The following is a 19,049-nucleotide window of genomic DNA, read 5'->3' as shown; positions in this document are numbered from 1 at the left end:
TGTCTCGCATAATCGGGCATATCTATGTGACGTAACGTAGCCGCTTGGCCCCGGTCAGCGCAAAGAGAAGCTGAAACAATTACGCCGGAATGGTCATTTGGCTGTTTTGATCCGCGTTTTTTGGCAACAATGGTATTGAATGATGACGTCTGTTCCCCCGCATACCCCTTCGGCCTCGGTGCCGCTGTTCGTCGATCTGGACGGAACGCTGGTCCATGCCGATATGGCCGAGGAAATGCTGGCGCGGGGAATGCGTTCGCCTCGGGCGATGCTGCGCGGGTTCCGGGCCTGGCGCGCGGACGGGCTGGGCGGGCTGAAACGCAGCCTGTGGGCCGAGGTCGGCTTGCGTGTCGATCTGCTGCCCTATAACGCGCAGGTGCTGGACTATATCAAAGGCGCGCGGCGGGCGGGGCGGCAGGTGATCCTGGCCACCGCCGCCGACCGCGCCGCCGCCGAAGAGGTCGCCGCCTATCTGGGCCTGTTCGATGCGGTTCTGGCCTCCGAGCCGGGCCGCAACCTGAAAGGCCCCGCCAAGCTGGAGGCAATCCGCGCCATGACCGGCACCGCCCCGTTCGAGTATCTGGGCGATTCCACAGCCGATCTGCCGATCTGGGCCGCTGCCGCCTATCGCGGATTTGCCCGTATTCCATCAGCCGCGCGGGATCTGGCCGCCCAGGCCGATCACGTCACGCTTACCCCCGGCCCCTCGGACCGGCCGGGCAAAGGCCGCGCGATCCGCCGCGCCATGCGCCCGCATCAATGGTCGAAAAATGCGCTGGTGCTGGTGCCGCTGCTGTTTGCGCATCTGTATACCGACCCCGCCAGCATCATGAACGCGCTGCTGGCGGTGATGGTGTTTTCGCTCTGTGCCTCGTCGGTTTATCTGGTCAATGACGTGCTGGACATCGAGGCCGACCGCGCCCATCCCACCAAGAAGAACCGCCCCTTTGCCGCCGGGCATCTGCGGCCACGCACCGGGATATTGCAGGCCGGGTGGCTGATGCTGATTTCGTGCCTGGTAGGGTTTGGCGTGCTGGGGGTGCCCTTTGGGCTGGTGCTGCTCAGCTATCTGGCGCTGACCACGGCCTATTCCTTTGTGCTCAAGGCCTATTCCACCGTGGATGTGATCGCGCTGGCGCTGCTGTATACGATCCGTATCGTGGCGGGGGCGGCGGCGCTGGGGACGTTTCCCAGCCCCTGGCTGCTGACGTTCTCGATGTTCTTTTTCCTCAGCCTGGCCTATCTGAAACGCTATATCGAACTGTCCAAAGCCGTCGGCAATGCCCGCCTGCCCGCCCGTAATTACTGGGCCTCGGATATGACGGTGGTGCAGACCTTTGGCATCGCGAACGGGGCGCTGTCGCTGCTGACGCTGGCCGAATATGTCTCTAGCCCCGAGGTGGTCACGCGCTACAATACCCCCGCGCTGCTGTGGCTGGCGATCCCGGTGATGATGTTCTGGACCTATCGCACCTGGATGTGGGCGACCCGAGGCAAAGTGGGCGACGATCCTGTCGTCTTTGCCATGAAGGATAAAATCAGCCGCATCACCGGGCTGCTTGTCATCGCCATATTCGTGCTGGCCCGCTATCTGAACCTCGACTGGAGCACCCTATGACCCCTGCCGTCTTTGCCACCGTTTTCGTCAGCGTGTCCCTGTCGGCCATTGCGCAGACGGCCTTTAAATACGGGGTGGCGCGGGTGGATCTGCCCGAAACCGCCACCCTGCTGACCAAGGCCATGGCGTTCCTGTTCTCGCCCTTCGTGCTGCTGGGGCTGGCGCTCTACGGGGTGGGCACGGTGCTGTGGCTGTTCGCGCTGCGACAGCTGGATCTGTCGCTGGCCTATCCCTTTGTCGCCATGAGCTTTGTGATGGTCGCGGCCTCGGGCATCCTGTTTCTGGGCGAGCCGGTGAACCCCGCCCGCCTGACCGGGCTGGGGCTGATCGTGCTGGGGCTTTTGGTGATGGCGCGCGCGGCCTGATCAGCCTGGCGTCTGCATATGCGCACGCAGCTGGGCCTCGTTCAGGCGGGGGGCGCCGCCCTTTGATCCCGTGCCGGTCAGCTGCGCCAGCCAGGCAACCGCTTCGGACAGATGCTGAGTGATCAAAGAGCGGTGTTCGTCACTGACCTGCGACAGTTCAGAGAACATGATGGCCATGCGCACGACCGAGTAATCCTCAAGATCGCGGACCACATAGGCCACCGGCAGGCTGGTCAGGCGCGGATCCAGCGCGCTTTTGCGCATGGTGTGCCGGCGAATATCTACCTCGGAAATCCGGTTCAGGTGAATTTCGCGCAAATCCAGCAGAACCGGACTAAGAGACCTGGGCGGGATCGGGTCCGTCGGAACCGCGGCCAGCAGGTCATGCAGTTCCTCAAGCGAGAAAGGCGGGCTGGCCAGAATATAGGTGAACTGGAACTCTTCAACAAAGGCACTGCGCAGCATTTCACCTCCCGAATTGTGATCGTTCATTCAATTCTGTTGCAATGGTCTTGGGAAAATATGCGCGCATATTAATGGGCAATCGGACTTGCGTCCATCGGTTGAACCGCCGCGGTTCGTGACGTTTTTCGCAAAACAGGCGCGACTCTTTGATGCGCCCGCAGGCGCGCCAAGAAACGCGGGGAGCATGGGGCGATCCGCTGCGCCCCATGCCAATACGCGTCATGCCAATGCGCGCTTAGCTGTGCAGCGCCTTGACCGCATCCGACAGGCTGACCTGCCCGGTGATCTGCCCCGCCGCATTGCGCAGCGGCAGCGCCTGATCCGCACTGGCCGTCAAAGGCGCAAGCGCATCCTCCAGCGGGGTGCCCTCGGCCAGGGGTTCGCCCGCGGGCGGCGCCCCGGTTATCTGAGTTTTCAGAGCCCTGACCCGGATCACCCGGCCGCGATTGATCTCGCGCGTGAATTCGGCAATGTAGTCATCGGCCGGACGCAGCACGATCTCTTGCCCGTCGCCCGATTGCACCAGAGCCCCGTCGCGCAGAATGGCAATCGAATCCCCGATCCGCATGGCCTCGTCCAGATCGTGGGTGATGAAGACGATGGTTTTGTGCAGTTCCTCCTGCAACTCCAGCAAAATGGACTGCATGTCGGTCCGGATCAGCGGGTCCAGCGCGGAAAATGCCTCGTCCATCAGCAGGATATCGGCATCCGTGGCCAGCGCGCGCGCCAGCCCCACACGCTGCTGCATCCCGCCCGACAACTGACCGGGATAGTAATTTTCATAGCCCGACAGGCCCACGCGATCCAGCCACTTGGCCGAGCGCTGCTTGGCCTCGTCCCCGTCCACGCCCTGAATGTCCAGCCCGTATTCGACGTTCTGAATCACCGTGCGATGCGGCAGAAGCGCGAATTTCTGGAATACCATGGACATTTTGAACCGCCGCAAATCGCGCAGATCCTGCGCGTTCATCGCCATCACGTCCTGGCCATCCACCCAGATTTCACCGGCTGTCGGCTCGATCAGGCGATTCAGGTGACGGATCAGCGTGGATTTGCCCGACCCCGACAGCCCCATGATCACTTGCAGCTTGTTGGCCTCGATGTCCAGGCTGATATCCTGAAGGCCCAGCACGTGGTTCGTTTGCTCCAGCAGCGCGGGTTTGCCCATGCCATCGCGCACTTTCTGTAGCGCTTTTTCCGGGTTTTTGCCGAAAATCTTATACAGATTCCGGATCGAGATTTTCACGTCACCCATGGTTGGCCTCCCGATAGGTTTGCAGGCGTTTGCCATAGGTCTGGCTGACCCGATCAAAGATGATGGCCAGCGCCACAATCGCCAGACCGTTCATCAGCCCCAGCGCCAGATACTGATTGGAAATTGCACGCAGCACCGGCACGCCCAGCCCCTGCACCCCGATCATCGAGGCAATCACCACCATCGACAGCGCCATCATGATCGTCTGGTTGATACCCGCAAAGATATTGGGCAGCGCCAGCGGGATCTGCACGCCAAAAAGCTTTTCCCGGCTTGAGGCGCCAAAGGCCTCGGCGGCCTCCATCACGTCCTTATCGACCAGCCGGATCCCCAGGTTCGTCAGACGCACCAGCGGCGGCAACGCATAGATACACACCGCCAGCAGACCCGGCACTTTGCCAATGCCCAGCAGCATCACCACCGGGATCAGATAAACAAAGCTGGGGATGGTCTGCATGATGTCCAGAACCGGGGTGATAATCCCCTGGGCGCGATCATAGCGGGCCATCAAAATCCCCAGGGGAATGCCCACCGCGATACACACCAGCGTCGCAACCGAGATAATCGCCAGGGTGGACATCGTGTCCTCCCACATGCCCAGGAAACCGATGGCCAGAAAGGCCAGCACACTGCCCAGCGTGATTTTCCAGGACCGCGACCCGGCCCAGGCCAGAGTGGCCAGGATCAGGATGACAATCGGCCAGGGCGTCGCCTGCAAGAGCTTTTCGAACCAGACCAGAAACTTGAGAAGCGGGTTGAAAAAGCTCTCGATTGCCTCGCCCCAGGTGCGGGTGAACTCGCGAAAGCCGCCGTCGATTCCGCGCCGCAGGGCGCTGAGATCCGAACGCCCGAGCGCGGGAAATTCAGTAAAGAACTCCATAAGTTCTCTCCTTTAGTTATGCGAAAGGCCCGTGCGGGGTGGCACGGGCCCTTGCGGAAGTTGAGAAACTTACAGCGCGTCTTTGATCTTGGCCGCCACGTCAGCCGGCACCCACTGGGTCCAGACTTCGGGGTTTTTGGCCAGGAATTCAAAGGCCGCGTCCTCGCCCGTGGCCTGGTTTTCCGTCATGAAGACCAGCATCCCGTTCATCACGGCACCGGGGAACACGCGTTTTTCGAAATATTCGCTGGCCGGGCCCGCCTTGGTGACGAAATCGTCGGTCACAACGGTGTGGACCTCGGATTCGGTGTAGGACGAAGGCTGCGGATCCGCGCAGTCCTGCTCGGGTTTCACAATGCAGTTGTCCCAGTTATCCGAGCCCCCCCAAGGGGTTTCCCAGGGCAGTTTGATCATGCTGTATTTGCCGATCATCGAGGTGGGCGACCAGTAGTAACCGAACCACGGCTCGCCGCGTTCCACGGCCTTGGCCATCGACCCGTCCAGACCCGCAGCCGAGCCCGGATCGACCAGCACCCAGCCCTTGGCCTCCATATCGAAGGCGCGGAACAGGTTGGCGTTGGACAGCTGACAGCCCCAGCCTGCGGGGCAACCGACAAAGGCGCCCTTGCTGGCGTCTTCGGGATGGGGGAACAGATCGGGGCGTTCCAGCACCTTTTCCACGGTGTTCAGCTCGGGGTGGGCTGCGGCAAAAGCGGGGGTGATCCACCAGCCCTCGCCCAGATCGGTGATCGGGCCGCCGTTCAGCGACAGCATCGAGCCCTCCTCGATCGCGGCGGTCAGCGGCACGCGCACGGCGTTGATCCACAGTTCGGGCGCGACATCGGGCTGGCCCTTTTCGGACATCGAGGCAAAGGTGGTCTGAGTTGCACCCGGCACCAGTTCCACATCGCAGCCATAGCCCTCTTCCAGAATGATGGCGTCCACATTGGCCATCATCTCGGCCGAGGCCCAGTTCATTTCTGCGATCGAAACCGACCCGCAGTCCGCAGCCATGGCCTGGCCACCGGCCAATGCAACAACGCTGGCGCCCAGGGCGCATTTCAGTTTGGTATTCATCAGAGGATTTCCTCCCAGATCTTTTCGACTTTTCGGGCCGCGGATCTCCGGGTTCACGGCCAGTCACCAACCCTCGCGGTTGATTTCCCAGATCTATTCACCCGAGTGGGGGCGTAAATGCTCCAGGCTGCGGGCTAAGCTCAACATGTGGGGGAAGGTTTGTAAAGGGTCACAAAAGGTTAGGTTGGGGCGCTAGGGGCTATCGGCGGGGGTAACCTTACGGAAGGCACAAGCGGATCCGAACGGTGATTTGCACGCCATCGAGGATGGCCGATCAGCCAAACGCCTGGGACACAAGCGCAAAAACCCTGCCCTTGGCCTGCGGACGCGGACGCGCCTGACGGACCATCGCGGTGCCGCCCCCGGCCAGGTCCATCCCCAGCAACAGAGCCAGATCGCCAAGCGCCGGGCACCCGGTATCCAGCCGCAAAAACCCGCCATCGGCCTGCTGTGCCGCGCCAGACAGCAGGGCGCGGGCCGTCGGCAGATCGGGCGCAACAATCGGCCCGACAACCTGCCCGCGCCCGAACCTGCGGATCATGGCAAAGCCCTCTTCGGTGCGCAGAACCGTCCCCTGCGAGGCAATCGCGCGCAGCAGATCGCCGCGCGCCATCCCCGATGCCGCAGCATCCATCCGCAGCAGATCCGCCAGATCACCCGCCCCGGCAGACACCGGGATTTCTGGCTCTGCGCCTTTCACAATGCCTTGAAATTGTTGGATATGACCGGCCCGCTCGAACCCCATTTTCTGATACAGCGGCAGCCCCTGCGCGGTGGCGACAAGCCGCAGCTCGCGATCTGCGGCGCCAGGAATGACCGCGTTCATCAGCTGCCGTCCCAGCCCGCGCCCACGCATTGCGGCCTCGACCAGGATCATGTTCAGCGTCGCGACCGGCCCAAACAAAGAGACCAGCGCAGTGCCGACCACCCGGCCATTCTCAAGCGCGACAACCCCCTTGGAATGGGCCAGCGCCATCGCCCAGTCCTGGGGGCGGTGCGGCCAGGACACCTGCTGGCTCAGCCGAACCGCCTGAGGCAGATATTCGGGGGTAAAGGGCGCAAGTTGCCATAAGCAGGACGTCATCGGCGGGCCTCGTGGTGGTTTGCCTTCGTCGCGAAGGATCAGACAGAACGCAGCGTCTCTTGTGGCACAGGCCCCGCCCCGGCAGACAGGCTGCGACCCAGGCGCAGCACCATCTGACGGGCGGCCTCCAGCTCGTCGCGCAGCAGGTATTCCTCGGGTTTGTGCGCGCGCGCCATATCGCCGGGGCCGCACAGAACCGAGGGGATGCCGGCCTGCTGAAACAGCCCCGCCTCGGTGCCGAAACTGACAGCCGGAGCGGCGGGATGGCCCGAAATCTGCTGTGCCAGCTGCGCTAGATCTGCGCCGGGTGCCAGCGCCAGAGGCGGATAGGTCGAGAGCCACTCAGCCTGCACATCCGGGCCCAGACTGTCCAGAACCGGCCGGAGCAACGCACGCGGATCCTGGCCCGCGATGGCGCGCGCCTCGATCCGGGCCTGGGCGTGTTCGGGAATGATATTGAGCGCCCGCCCCCCGTCAATCGTGCCGATCTGCACAGTCGAATAGGGCGGCTGGAAACGTGCGTCCTGCGGCCCCTTTTGCAGCGCTGCCGCCTGTTCGGCGGTCGCCGTCAGAACCGGCAGCAAAGCGTGAATCGCGTTCTGCCCCAGATCGGGGCGCGCGCTGTGGCCGGGGATGCCTTTGGCCGTCAGGTGCAGCGCGGCCTTTCCCTTATGCGCCAGCACCGGATGCAGGCCCGTCGGCTCTCCTACGATGCAGCCCAGTGGCGTGGCGCACAGTTCCGGCAGGGCTGCAATCAGATGGGGCACGCCCTTGCATCCGGCCTCTTCGTCATAGGACAGGGCAATATGAATCGGCGCGGCCAGATCCATGGCCAACAGGTCAGGAACCGCCGCCAGAACCGCCGCGTCAAAGCCCTTCATGTCACAGGCCCCGCGCCCGATCAGCCGCGCCCCCTCGCACCGCAGCACGAAAGGATCGCCCAGCCATTCGGGCTCGTCTGCGGGGACAACATCCACATGGCCGGAAAGAATATAGCCCGGCACCGCCGGATCGCCGATCGTGGCAAACAGGTTTTGCCGATCGCCCTCGGGGCCCGTCAGCCGGTGGCACGGAACGCCCAGATCCGCCAGATAAGAGGCGACGAAATCCATCAGATGCAGGTTCGAACGCCCCACAACCGAAGGAAAGCCCACCAGCTTTTCAAGCAAGGAAAATCCTGTCCAATCGGTCATGTCCGCCCCCCGGTCATCTTGTCTGCCCCAGCTATGGCACAGTTTGCCCGCAAGGCAACACCTTGAGGCGCTCTGGGCTGGGCGTGGCCGCAGAGCTGCTGAAAATATGCCCGCGCCGCCAAGGGGTTAGAAAACGGCGCGGGCATGTGAGCGGTTATTGGATACCGCCCAAACACAGGTATTTGATTTCCAGGAAATCCTCGGTCCCGTATTTCGAGCCTTCGCGTCCCAGACCCGATTGCTTGATCCCGCCAAAGGGCGCGACCTCGGTCGAGATCAGGCCGGTGTTGATCCCCACCATGCCCGATTCCAGCGCCTCGGCCACGCGCCAGACGCGCGCCAGATCGTTGCTGTAGAAATACGAGGCCAGCCCGAATTCACTGTCATTGGCCATGGCGATCACTTCGGATTCGTCGCTGAACTTGAACAGCGGCGCGACAGGGCCAAAGGTTTCCTCTTTCGCGACGGCCATCTGAGGGGTGACGCCGGTCAGCACGGTGGGCTGAAAGAACGTCCCGCCCAGTTCAGAAGGCGCGCCGCCCATGGCCAGCTTGGCGCCTTTGTCCAGCGCGTCGGCAATGTGGCTTTGAACCTTGTCCAGCGCGGCCGCATTGATCAAAGGCCCGGTGGTCACGCCCTCGGCAAAGCCATCGCCAATGGTCAGCGATTGGGTTGCCGCAGCCAGTTTTTCGGCAAAGGCGTCATAGACACCTTCCTGCACGTAAATCCGGTTCGCGCAGACACATGTCTGGCCGTTGTTGCGATATTTGGCGATCATCGCGCCCTCGACGGCGGCATCCAGATCGGCGTCATCGAAAACGATGAAGGGGGCATTGCCGCCCAGCTCCAGCGACATTTTCTTGATGGTGTCAGAGCACTGGCTCATCAAGATTTTGCCCACACGGGTCGAGCCGGTAAAGGTGATCTTGGCGACCTTATCGTTAGCGCACAGTTCCTGGCCCACGCCCGCGCTGTCCGAGGACGGGATCACGTTGAACACCCCTGCCGGAATGCCCGCCCGTTCGCCCAGAACCGCCATGGCCAGCGCGGATAGCGGCGTCAGTTCCGCCGGGCGCGCCACAAAGGTGCACCCCACGGCCAGCGCCGGAGCCACCTTGCGCGCGATCATCGCATTGGGGAAGTTCCACGGCGTGATCGAGCCGACAACCCCCACGGGCTGTTTCAGCACCACGATGCGTTTGTCGCGCTGATGGCCGGGGATCACGTCACCGTAGATGCGCTTGGCCTCTTCGGCGAACCATTCGATGAACGAGGCCCCATACAGAATCTCGCCCCGTGCCTCGGGCCAGGGTTTGCCCATTTCGGCGGTCAGGATGGTGGCCAGATCGTCGGCGTTTTCCACCATCAGATCATACCATTTACGCAAGATCGTTCCGCGTTCTTTGCCGGTCAGCGCAGCCCACTCGGCCTTGGCGGCATAGGCGGCGTCAATCGCGTCAGAGGTGCCGGCAATGCTGATGTCGGACACGTTGGCGATCAGCGCGCCGGTCGAGGGATTGTGCACCGGAAACGTCTGTTCCGTCTCCAGCCACACACCATTCACATAGCCGCGGGTTTCCAGCAGCGACGGATCCTTGAGTTTCAGAGTCATCGGCCCACCTTACGCGTTTTTCACGGCGTCGATCGACGCCTCAAGGATGTCCATTGCTTCGGCCATGATCGCGTCTTCGATCGTCAGCGGCGCCAGGAAACGGATGACATTGCCATAGACACCGCAGGTCAGCAGGATCAGGCCACGGGTCAGGGCCTCGGCGCGGATGGCATTGGCCATGTCAGGGTTCGGGGCCGAACCGTCCGCAGTGTTGAACTCAGCCGCGATCATGAAACCGGGGCCACGGATATCGACGATCTCGGGGGTGCGTTCGCGGATCGATTCCAGGCGCTGTTTCAGACGCGAGCCCAGCTCGTTTGCGCGGGCGCACAGGTCTTCTTCTTCGATGACATCCAGCACCGCATTCGAGGCCGCGATCCCCAGCGGGTTCCCCCCATAGGTGCCGCCCAGACCGCCCGGATGGGCTGCGTCCATCAGCTCGGCCCGGCCCGTGACCGCAGCCAGAGGCAGACCGCCCGCCAGACCCTTGGCCATGGTGGTGATGTCGGCGGCCACGTCATAGGCGTCCATCGCGAACAGGGTGCCGGTCCGGGCAAAGCCGGTCTGAACCTCATCGGCGATCATCAGGATGCCGTGCTCATCGCACAATGCGCGCAGCCCGCGCATCAGCTCGGCCGGAGCGGGATAGAAGCCGCCCTCGCCCTGCACGGGTTCGATGATGATGGCCGCCACGCGCTGCGGATCCAGATCGGCCTTGAACAGTTTCTGAATGGCGCCCAGAGCATCCTCGGTCGAGCTGCCATGCAGATCAATCGGGAAGGGCACGTGATAGACATCGGGCATCATCGCACCGAAGCCTTTTTTATAGGGCGCGACCTTGCCGGTCAGCGACATGCCCATGAAAGTACGGCCATGAAACGCACCGCCAAAGGCGATGATCGCCGGACGGTTCGTTGCGATCCGGGCGACCTTGATCGCATTTTCCACCGCCTCGGCGCCGGTGGTGACAAAGGCGGTTTTCTTGGCGAAATCACCGGGGACTTTTTCATTCAGACGCTCGGCCAGGCGCACATAGTTTTCATAGGGCAGAACCTGGTGGCACGTGTGGGTGAAATTGCCCAGCTGCTCTTGCACGGCGGCCATGACCTTGGGGTGGCAGTGCCCGGTGTTCACCACCGCAATCCCGGCGGCAAAATCAATATACCGGGTGCCCTCGACGTCCCAGACTTCGGCGTTTTTGGCAGTCTTGGCGTAGATCTGGGTTTGCATCCCAACCCCACGCGAGATCGCATTGTCGCGACGAGCGGAAATTTCGGTATTCAGCATTGTGATTCCTTTCTGGGGCCTGAGCCAGTGATTATTTTGACCGGAGGCTATCATGTGTTTAATTTACTGCAACTACATCCTTGTCAAATCAGAAAATTCGCAAAACACCCTGTCATGCCATGATTTCCCCTGTATTTAAGGGAAACACCCCCGGATTATCCGTGAAAATACGGCATCCGAACGTCTAATAAATACGCAGAAACCCGCGCCACCCGTTAAGTATTTTGCCATTTTTCCACACGGTCGCAGTTCCACCCCCTTAGGGCCTGCGGTTGCGTTATTTTAAACACGCCGATAAAACAGGGCGTTGAAACAACACTGTGATGACACATGGATTTTGACGTAGGATCGCGACTGAAGGCCGTTCGCAAGGCAAACAACCTGACCCAGCGCGAGGTTGCCGCGCGGGCCGGGGTGACGAACGGTATGATCTCGCTGATTGAGGCGAACAAGACCAGCCCCTCGGTGTCCTCGCTCAAGAAAATCCTGAACGTGCTGGATCTGACCTTGTCGGAGTTCTTCGAGGACAACCCCGACCGGACCGATAAATTCTGGTTCCGCAGCGATGAATTCACCGAAATCACCCCCGAGACCCTGTTCGACGGCACCACGGGCGAGGGCATGAAAGCGCTCTCGTTCAAACGGCTGGGCCCGGCCAAGGACACCAGCCTGATGATGCTCTATGAGGTCTACGAGACCGGCGCGGACACCGGCCCCGAACCCTATGGCCACGAGGGCGAGGAAGGCGGCTATGTCATCGAAGGCGAACTGCTGCTGGAGGTCGATGGGCGCACGGAAATCCTGCGCGCGGGCGATGCCTATCAGTTCGACAGCACCAAGCCGCACCGTTTCCGCAACATCGGCCCCGAGCGCTGCATCGTGGTCAGCGCCCTGACGCCGCCGACATTCTGACGGGCTCTGGCGCGGACCTGCGCCGCCTACCCGGTTTCCAGCGCCTCTTTGCCGACCCGCCGGTAATTCACGAATGAGTTGGCGCTCATCACCACAAAAAAGCTGTCCATGTCGATCAGCACATAGCCGCGCTCGAACAGGGCGCGGGCAATCGCCGTGCGATCCTCCGAATAAAGCCGCCGGCGCCCCATCATCTCTTTCAACAGCTTTTCGGGAATCCTGAAACGCCCCGAGGCCTTTCCACCGAAAGCTTCGGCATAAAGCTGCTGGAGCCGCTGGGCTACGTCGTCATATTGCATTCTATATTCCAGATAATTTTTTACCTATAGACAAATATAATTTGTCCATATAGAGAGCGTCAAGAAAAAAGGGTGACGCATGTTAGACCTCGACAACAAAAATCAGACCCCCGAAATCGGGCTCGAGCTGCGCACGGCGATCGCCGCGGGTGATGCCGCGCGCATTTCCGCGCTGCTGGATCCCCTGCCCTACAGCGAAGCGCTGCGCGAGCTGCTGACGCTCTCGCCGGACGAGCGCGACAACGTGCTGGCGCTGGTTCCGGCCGAGCTGGCGGCCGAGCTGATCGAAGAAGCGCCGGGCGAGATGGCGGCCGAGCTGGTCGAACGGCTGGAGCCCGAACGCGCGGCGGAAATTCTGGAGGAACTGGATTCGGACGTGCAGGCGGACGTTATCGGCGAAATGGACGCCGAAGACGCCGAGGCCGTGCTGTCCGAAATGGACGCCGAAGAGGCCGCCGATGTCCGCCGTCTGGCGGCCTACGAGGATGACACCGCCGGCGGCCTGATGATGGCCGAGGTGTTTCAGTTCTCGGACAGGGATACCGTTGGTAAGGTGCTGCGCGCGCTGGCCTCGGAGGATGACGATTTCGAGCGCTATCGCGGCCAGCACCCCTATATCGTGAACGAAACCGGACAGCCGATTGGCGTGGTCTCGCTGCGTGGGCTGCTGACGGCCAAGCGCAGCGCCCATCTGACGGAGATCATGGTCGCGCCGATGACGGTGCCCGTGGACATGCCGCTGGCGCAGCTTGAGGACATTTTCGACGAATACCCGTTTCTTGGCATTCCGGTGGTCGATGCCGATGGCCTGCTGGTGGGGGTGGTGTCACGCTCTGCCGTGGCCGAGGCCGTTCTGGAACGCAGCGAAAGCGAAAGCCTGAAACGTCAGGGTGTGGTGGGGGACGAGCTGCGCTCGATGCCGACCTGGCTGCGCTCGCGCCGTCGGCTGGCCTGGCTGTCCGCGAATATCGTGCTGAATATCGTCGCGGCCAGCGTGATCTCCGCCTACGAGGACACCCTGGCCGCTGTCATCGCGCTGGCTGTTTTCCTGCCGATGGTGTCGGATATGTCAGGCTGTTCGGGCAATCAGGCGGTCGGCGTCACCATGCGCGAGCTTAGCCTGGGCCTTGTGCGTCCCATGGATGCCTTCCGCGTGTGGCTCAAGGAAATCTCGGTCGGCGTCATCAACGGCATCGCGCTGGGGGTGCTGATCGGCGTTGTCGCCTGGATCTGGAAGGGCAACCCCGCCCTGGGCCTTGTGATTGGCGCCGCGCTGGCGCTGAACACCATGCTGGCGGTGTCAATCGGCGGGGTTGTCCCGCTGTTGCTGAAACGGTTCGGCCAGGATCCGGCCGCCGCCAGCGGCCCGCTGCTGACGACGGTCACCGATATGGCCGGCTTCTTCTTCGTGCTGAGTTTTGCAACCCTGATGATGCCATGGCTGATCTGATGACGCCCCCCGCCCCCCCCAAACCCGCTCAGGAACACGCGGTGGCCCTGTTTGGCTGGATGGAATATATCGGTCTGCCTCAGCTGGGGCTGGATCAGGTCAAGGCCAAGCTGGACACCGGCGCGCGCACCTCGGCGATCCATGCCGAAAACATCGAACTGTTCGACAAGGATGGCGTGGAATGGGTGCGGTTTCAGACCCTGCCGGACTGGGACAATCCTCATGTCGGCTTTCGCTCGGTCGAGGCCCCGGTGGTTCATGTCCGTGAAATCAAAAACACCAGCGGCATCCCCGAGGAACGGCTGGTGGTCAAAACCAAGGCCCGGTTCGGCAAGCGCCTCTGGATGATCGACGTCTCGCTGGCGGACAGAACAAACATGAGCTTTCCGATGATCATCGGACGCGCGGCGCTGAAAAACCACGCCGTCGCCGTCCACACCCGAAAGACATTCCTGGTCTCAAAGAGGCCCCCCTATTCAAGAGAAGAGGAACCCACATGAAAATCGCGATGCTGGCCCGGAACGCCAAACTCTACTCGCACCAGCGGCTGAAAGAAGCCGCCGAAGAACGCGGCCACGAGCTGCATATCATCGACACGCTGCGCTGCTATATGAACATCGCCTCGCGCCGCCCCGAAGTCTATTACAACGGCGAAAAGCTGAAGGGCTATGATGCGGTGATCCCGCGGATCGGGGCCTCGGTCACATTTTACGGCACCGCCGTGCTGCGCCAGTTCGAAATGATGGGCGTCTACCCGCTGAACGAAAGCGTCGCCATCGGGCGCTCGCGCGATAAGCTGCGCTCGATGCAGCTGATGGCGCGCGACGGGATCGGCCTGCCGGTCACCACCTTCGCCCATGATGCCAAACAGACCGAAGAGGTGCTGAAACTGGCCGGGGACGCGCCGCTGGTGATCAAACTGCTGGAGGGCACCCAGGGTCTGGGCGTCGTGCTGGCCGATACCAACCGTTCGGCCAAATCGGTATTCGAGGCCTTCCGCGCCACCAACACCAACATCCTGATCCAGGAATTCATCAAAGAGGCCGGCGGCACCGACATCCGCGCCATCGTCGTGGGCGGTAAGGTGATCGCGGCGATGAAACGCACCGGCGCCGAGGGCGAATTCCGTTCGAACCTGCATCGTGGCGGCTCGGCCCAGGTGGTCAAGCTCAGCGCCGAAGAACGCGCCACCGCCGTGCGCGCGGCCAAGTCGATGGGTCTGAATGCCTGCGGCGTGGACATGCTGCGCGCCAACCACGGCCCCGTCATCATGGAGGTGAACTCTTCGCCCGGTCTGGAAGGCGTGGAAAAAGCCACCGGGCTGGACATCGCGGGCAAGATGATCGAGTTCCTGGAAAAGAACTATGCAAAGGGCACAACCCGCACGAAAGGGCGCGGCTGATGGCAAAGGTCAGCCCCTTTCGGATCGCCGGCGCAGAGATTGCGCCGGGAAGCCGCCGGACTGTGGATATTCCCGTCAGCGTTTTGTCCGATCACACGCCGATTTCGATGTCGGTGCATGTGGTGCATGGCAAAACGCCGGGCCCGGTGATGTTTATCAGCGGCGGAATCCACGGAGACGAGGTGATCGGGGTTGAAATCATCCGTCGCGTGCTGGCCTCGAAGCCGCTGAAAGCCTTGAAAGGCACGTTGCTGGCGGTGCCGATTGTGAATGCCTACGGTCTGATCAATCACTCTCGCTATCTGCCCGACCGGCGCGACCTGAACCGCTGTTTTCCGGGCAGTGAGACGGGCTCATTGGCGGCGCGGCTGGCCAATCGGTTCCTGACCGAGGTGGTGGCGCGCGCCGATATCGGGATTGACCTGCACTCGGCCGCGATTCACCGGACGAATTATCCTCAGGTGCGCATTTCCCCCGATGATACGGCGATGCAGGAACTGGCCGAGGTCTTCGGCGCGCCTGTCGTGATGAAATCCCCGCTGCGCGATGGCTCGCTGCGACATGCGGCACAGGAAATCGGCAAACCCGTTCTGCTGTTCGAAGGCGGAGAGGGGCTGCGCTTTGACGAATTCACCATCCGGGCGGGCGTGGCCGGGGTGCTGCGTGTGATGAACCATCAGGGGATGATCGCGCGCCGCGGTGTCGCAAAGCCCAAGGGATCGCCGCAGTTCTGCCCGTCCAGCAAATGGGTCCGCGCGCCGATGGGCGGGCTGCTGCGTATCTTCAAAGCGGACGGCGCGCTGGTTCGCAAAGGCGATCTGCTGGCCGCCGTATCTGACCCGTTCGGCGAGAAGGAAACGGAAATTCTTGCGCCTTTCTCGGGGATTATCGTGGGGCGTGCCGTCATGCCCATCGTCAACGAAGGCGATGCGGTTTTCCACATCGGGCGGGTCAAATCTATGTCCGAGGCAGAGGGCGCCGTCGAAGATCTGGAAAGCCAGCTGGAGGACGATCCAATGTTCGATGAGGATGAGATCATCTGACGGCGCGCCCCGTCAATGCGAGATCATCCAGGGCCGTTTGCTGGGGAAGCTCTTGGATCCGTCCGGGCGGTACAGCGTTTTGGAGTTCTTCTTTTCCCCGCCTCCGCAACAGCCGCAGCCCGGCCCGTGCGCGGATCTGCGCGGACTGTCGGCGCTGCGTTCGTTGGTTTCATGCGCGTGGCGGCGGCTTGAATCCATGACGGACAGTTTGGGCGCGGTCATCATCACGCGCGGCGCGGGCAGCGCGCAGACCGGACAGGCGCAGGGTTCCGAGAATTTTGACATCGGCACCAGGGATTCAAACGGGCCGCAATCATCGCACCAGTATTCATAGACGGGCATTGGGATGTCCTTTGTTCGTGATGGGGCGGCGGGGGTCGCCGCCCCGATTGGTTTACAGATCAGGGGCCAGCGGAATGTCGATCGAGCCATCCAGGAACTTGGTCGGACCATCCGGGTTGGGCATCATGCCGTCGAATTCAAAGATGTCCGTGGGCAGCCACAGCGTGGCACAGGCGTTCGGAATATCCACCACGCCCGAGATATGCCCCTGCACCGGAGCCGTGCCCAAAATCGCATAGGCCTGCGCGCCGGAATAGCCGAATTTCTTCAGATACTCGATCGCGTTCAGACAGGCCTGACGATAGGCAATGTGGACGTCCAGATAGTGCTGCTCGCCAGCCTCATCGACGCTGATGCCTTCGAAGATCAGATAGTCATCGTATTTCGGCGTGATCGGCGAGGGTTTGAAAATCGGGTTTTTCACACCGTATTTGGACATGCCTTCCTTGATCAGGCTGACCTTCAGGTGCAGCCAGCCGGCCATTTCGATGGCCCCGCAGAAGGTGATCTCGCCATCGCCCTGGCTGAAGTGCAGATCCCCCATCGAAAGGCCCGCGCCATCCACGTAAACCGGGAAGTAAATCTTCGAGCCGCGGCTCAGATCCTTGATGTCGCAATTGCCGCCATGTTCGCGCGGGGGCACGGTGCGCGCGCCCTCGGCGGCGGCGGCGTCGCGTTCCTCGCCCTTCATCGCGCCCATATGCGCGCTTTGTGTGGTCGGCAGCGCGGCCAGAGGCGGCGTGCGGTCCGGATCGGTGTTGAACAGCGCGGTTTCGCGGGCGTTCCACATGTCCAGCATCTTACGGTCGGGCAAGCAGCCGATCAGGCCAGGGTGGATCAGACCGGCATATTTCACGCCGGGCACATGGCGCGATTTGGTGAACATGCCCTCGAAATCCCAGATGGATTTCTGCGCCTCGGGGAAATGCTCGGTCAGGAAGCCGCCGCCGTTCTGCTTGGAAAAGAAGCCGTTAAAGCCCCACTGGCTTTCTTCCTTGGCGCCGATGTCCAGAATTTCCACCACCAGCAGGTCGCCCGGCTCGGCCCCTTTGACGCCGATGGGGCCGGACAGATAGTGCACCTGCTCCAGCTCTACATCGCGCACGTCGCTGGCGTCGTCGTCATTCTTGATCTGCCCGCCGGTCCAGTCATAGGTCTCGATCTTGAAGTCATCGCCAGGTTCGACCCAGACGTTGATCGGGATGTCGGGGTGCCACCTGTTGTGTACGTTTTCATTGGTGTGGGGGCTTTCGCTCAGGTCCACCGAAATCAGCGTATCTGCCATGTTACTGTCCTTTCTTTGATTTAAACGGAGAGGAATTTCGAGACCTTGGCCTCGTCGATGCCGTCGCGCGGGCTGTCGTGCACAAATTCGCCATTCTCGATCACCATGACCCGGTCCGCGACGTCCAGAGCAAAGCTAAGCACCTGTTCTGAAACGATGATCGACAGGCCCTTCTGATCGCGGATCTTGCGCAGGGTGCGGGCCATTTCACGGATGATCGAGGGCTGGATGCCTTCTGTCGGCTCATCCAGCAGCAGCACCTTGGGGTTGCTGGCCAGCGCGCGGGCAATCGCCAGCTGCTGCTGCTGACCGCCCGACAGGTTCCCCCCGCGGCGCGATTTCATTTCCAGCAGCACGGGGAACAGCTCGTAAATGTCATCAGGCACCTTTTTGCTGCCCGTCACCGTCAGCCCCGTTTCCACGTTCTCCTGCACCGTCATGGCCGAGAAAATCATCCGCCCCTGCGGCACATAGGCGATGCCCCTGGCGACGCGTTGGTGCGATTTCAGCCCCGTCACCGCGTCCGTCCCCACCGACACGGCCCCCGATTTTTCCGGCACGATGCCCATCAGGGTTTTCATCAGCGTGGTTTTGCCCATGCCGTTGCGCCCCATGATGGCGACGATTTCACCGGGCCTGACCTTCAGATCCAGCCCGTGCAGCACCTCGGATTCGCCATAGGCCGCGCGCAGATCGGTTACATCCAGCATGTGTTCTCTCCTTAGTGGCCCAGATAGACTTCGATGACTTTGGGATCGTTCTGCACCCGCTCCATCGAGCCCTCGGACAGGGTTTTGCCCTGGTGCAGGACGGTGACGCGGGTGGCGATATCCTCGACAAAGCCCATGTCGTGTTCGATCACGATGACCGAGCGGTCCTTGATGATGCGGTTCAGCAGCTCGGCGGTTTTCTTGCGCTCGGCGACGGACATGCCGGCGACCGGCTCGTCCAGCATCAGCAGCTCGGGGTCCTGGATCAGCAGCATCCCGATTTCCAGCCACTGTTTCTGGCCGTGGCTCAGATAGGCGGCTTTTTCGTCCAACTGATCGTCCAGGAAAATCGTCTTTGCGATTTCTTTGATGCGGGTTTTCACCGGGTCATCGCGGCGAAACGTCAGCGCCCCGAACACACCGTGCCCCTTGGGATAGCTGAGTTCCAGATTTTCAAACACGGTCAGGTCTTCGTAGACCGAGGGCGTCTGGAATTTGCGCCCCACCCCGGCGTGGACGATCTGATCTTCGCGCATGTTCAGCAGCTCGTGCCCCTTGAAATTAACTGAGCCCGAGGTCGCCTTTGTCCGGCCGCAGATCAGATCCAGCACCGTGGTTTTGCCCGCCCCGTTGGGGCCGATGATCACCCGGCATTCATTGGGTTCGACGTAAAAGCTCAGGTCGTTGACCGCCTTGAACCCGTCGAAGGATACCGTCAGCCCTTCGACCGTCAGCACGAAATTTGGATTATTCACAGACATTTACGGCCT

At 61.9% G+C, this 19,049-nt stretch carries 20 protein-coding genes; 7 read left to right on the top strand and 13 right to left on the bottom strand.

The genetic code is table 11. The annotated features are described in order from the left end of the window. Positions 1-142 precede the first annotated feature (142 nt). Positions 143-1,618: a UbiA family prenyltransferase gene (locus ACP15O_RS08560; protein WP_425095656.1), complete on the top strand. Its 1,476-nt coding sequence runs from the start codon at positions 143-145 to the stop codon at positions 1,616-1,618. After that, positions 1,615-1,983 carry a DMT family transporter gene (locus tag ACP15O_RS08555; protein WP_425095655.1) on the top strand — a complete coding sequence of 123 codons (369 nt, stop codon included), beginning with the start codon at positions 1,615-1,617 and terminating at the stop codon, positions 1,981-1,983. The genes ACP15O_RS08560 and ACP15O_RS08555 overlap by 4 nt, the downstream gene beginning before the upstream one ends. On the opposite strand, the gene ACP15O_RS08550 is transcribed toward ACP15O_RS08555, so the two are convergent. The 8 genes from ACP15O_RS08550 to ACP15O_RS08515 all read right to left on the bottom strand — a co-directional run bounded on the left by ACP15O_RS08550 (position 1,984) and on the right by ACP15O_RS08515 (position 10,836). Then, positions 1,984-2,475: a hypothetical protein gene (locus ACP15O_RS08550; protein WP_425095654.1), complete on the bottom strand. Its 492-nt coding sequence runs from the start codon at positions 2,473-2,475 to the stop codon at positions 1,984-1,986. 208 nt (positions 2,476-2,683) lie between these two features. Continuing rightward, positions 2,684-3,703 carry a quaternary amine ABC transporter ATP-binding protein gene (locus ACP15O_RS08545; RefSeq protein ID WP_425095653.1) on the bottom strand — a complete coding sequence of 340 codons (1,020 nt, stop codon included), beginning with the start codon at positions 3,701-3,703 and terminating at the stop codon, positions 2,684-2,686. Continuing rightward, positions 3,696-4,583 carry an ABC transporter permease gene (locus ACP15O_RS08540; RefSeq protein WP_425095652.1) on the bottom strand — a complete coding sequence of 296 codons (888 nt, stop codon included), beginning with the start codon at positions 4,581-4,583 and terminating at the stop codon, positions 3,696-3,698. The genes ACP15O_RS08545 and ACP15O_RS08540 overlap by 8 nt, the downstream gene beginning before the upstream one ends. Positions 4,584-4,652: 69 nt before the next feature. Then, positions 4,653-5,660 carry an ABC transporter substrate-binding protein gene (locus ACP15O_RS08535; protein ID WP_425095651.1) on the bottom strand — a complete coding sequence of 336 codons (1,008 nt, stop codon included), beginning with the start codon at positions 5,658-5,660 and terminating at the stop codon, positions 4,653-4,655. 274 nt (positions 5,661-5,934) lie between these two features. Further along, positions 5,935-6,744 carry a GNAT family N-acetyltransferase gene (locus tag ACP15O_RS08530; protein ID WP_425095649.1) on the bottom strand — a complete coding sequence of 270 codons (810 nt, stop codon included), beginning with the start codon at positions 6,742-6,744 and terminating at the stop codon, positions 5,935-5,937. Between the two features lie 38 nt (positions 6,745-6,782). Beyond that, positions 6,783-7,937 (bottom strand): acetylornithine deacetylase, encoded by a 1,155-nt coding sequence (argE, locus tag ACP15O_RS08525; RefSeq protein WP_425095648.1) that lies wholly within the window; start codon positions 7,935-7,937, stop codon positions 6,783-6,785. 154 nt (positions 7,938-8,091) lie between these two features. After that, entirely contained in the window at positions 8,092-9,549 is a 1,458-nt protein-coding gene (locus tag ACP15O_RS08520) for an NAD-dependent succinate-semialdehyde dehydrogenase (RefSeq protein WP_425095647.1), read from the bottom strand. A gap of 9 nt (positions 9,550-9,558) precedes the next feature. After that, positions 9,559-10,836, bottom strand: coding sequence for a 4-aminobutyrate--2-oxoglutarate transaminase (locus tag ACP15O_RS08515; protein WP_425095646.1), 1,278 nt, complete (start codon positions 10,834-10,836; stop codon positions 9,559-9,561). A 330-nt stretch (positions 10,837-11,166) separates the two neighbouring features. Between ACP15O_RS08515 and ACP15O_RS08510 the strand changes: the two genes are divergently transcribed. Further along, positions 11,167-11,748, top strand: coding sequence for a cupin domain-containing protein (locus ACP15O_RS08510; RefSeq protein ID WP_425095645.1), 582 nt, complete (start codon positions 11,167-11,169; stop codon positions 11,746-11,748). A gap of 26 nt (positions 11,749-11,774) precedes the next feature. On the opposite strand, the gene ACP15O_RS08505 is transcribed toward ACP15O_RS08510, so the two are convergent. Beyond that, the gene (locus ACP15O_RS08505) at positions 11,775-12,047 is read right to left on the bottom strand and encodes a hypothetical protein (protein ID WP_425095644.1); all 273 of its coding nucleotides are present in this window, start codon (positions 12,045-12,047) and stop codon (positions 11,775-11,777) included. A gap of 79 nt (positions 12,048-12,126) precedes the next feature. Here ACP15O_RS08505 and mgtE point away from each other — a divergent pair, with 79 nt between their 5' ends. The 4 genes from mgtE to ACP15O_RS08485 are packed head-to-tail and all read left to right on the top strand — an operon-like array spanning position 12,127 to position 15,942. After that, positions 12,127-13,497 (top strand): magnesium transporter, encoded by a 1,371-nt coding sequence (mgtE, locus tag ACP15O_RS08500; RefSeq protein WP_425095643.1) that lies wholly within the window; start codon positions 12,127-12,129, stop codon positions 13,495-13,497. Then, positions 13,485-13,997, top strand: coding sequence for an ATP-dependent zinc protease family protein (locus ACP15O_RS08495; protein ID WP_425095642.1), 513 nt, complete (start codon positions 13,485-13,487; stop codon positions 13,995-13,997). Before mgtE ends, ACP15O_RS08495 begins: the two co-directional genes overlap by 13 nt. Further along, positions 13,994-14,899 carry a 30S ribosomal protein S6--L-glutamate ligase gene (rimK, locus tag ACP15O_RS08490; RefSeq protein ID WP_425095641.1) on the top strand — a complete coding sequence of 302 codons (906 nt, stop codon included), beginning with the start codon at positions 13,994-13,996 and terminating at the stop codon, positions 14,897-14,899. Before ACP15O_RS08495 ends, rimK begins: the two co-directional genes overlap by 4 nt. Then, entirely contained in the window at positions 14,899-15,942 is a 1,044-nt protein-coding gene (locus ACP15O_RS08485; RefSeq protein ID WP_425095640.1) for a succinylglutamate desuccinylase/aspartoacylase family protein, read from the top strand. Before rimK ends, ACP15O_RS08485 begins: the two co-directional genes overlap by 1 nt. Before the next feature lie 12 nt (positions 15,943-15,954). Here the strand turns inward: ACP15O_RS08485 and ACP15O_RS08480 are convergent, their stop codons facing one another. Genes ACP15O_RS08480 through urtD form a run of 4 tightly spaced genes read right to left on the bottom strand, consistent with a single transcriptional unit; the run spans position 15,955 to position 19,040 of the window. Then, positions 15,955-16,284, bottom strand: coding sequence for an FmdB family zinc ribbon protein (locus ACP15O_RS08480; RefSeq protein WP_425095639.1), 330 nt, complete (start codon positions 16,282-16,284; stop codon positions 15,955-15,957). A 52-nt stretch (positions 16,285-16,336) separates the two neighbouring features. Beyond that, entirely contained in the window at positions 16,337-17,569 is a 1,233-nt protein-coding gene (fmdA, locus tag ACP15O_RS08475) for a formamidase (RefSeq protein ID WP_425095638.1), read from the bottom strand. Positions 17,570-17,589: 20 nt separating this feature from the next. Continuing rightward, positions 17,590-18,279: an urea ABC transporter ATP-binding subunit UrtE gene (urtE, locus tag ACP15O_RS08470; protein ID WP_425095637.1), complete on the bottom strand. Its 690-nt coding sequence runs from the start codon at positions 18,277-18,279 to the stop codon at positions 17,590-17,592. Positions 18,280-18,290: 11 nt separating this feature from the next. After that, positions 18,291-19,040, bottom strand: a complete 750-nt coding sequence (gene urtD, locus ACP15O_RS08465; protein ID WP_425095636.1) for an urea ABC transporter ATP-binding protein UrtD — start codon at positions 19,038-19,040, stop codon at positions 18,291-18,293. Between the last annotated feature and the right edge of the window lie 9 nt (positions 19,041-19,049).

It is taken from the genome of Youngimonas ophiurae (nom. illeg.) (genome assembly GCF_049803795.1).
In the GTDB taxonomy this organism is placed as follows: Bacteria; Pseudomonadota; Alphaproteobacteria; order Rhodobacterales; family Rhodobacteraceae; genus Thalassobius.
This window is presented reverse-complemented; position numbering and strand designations above follow the sequence as displayed.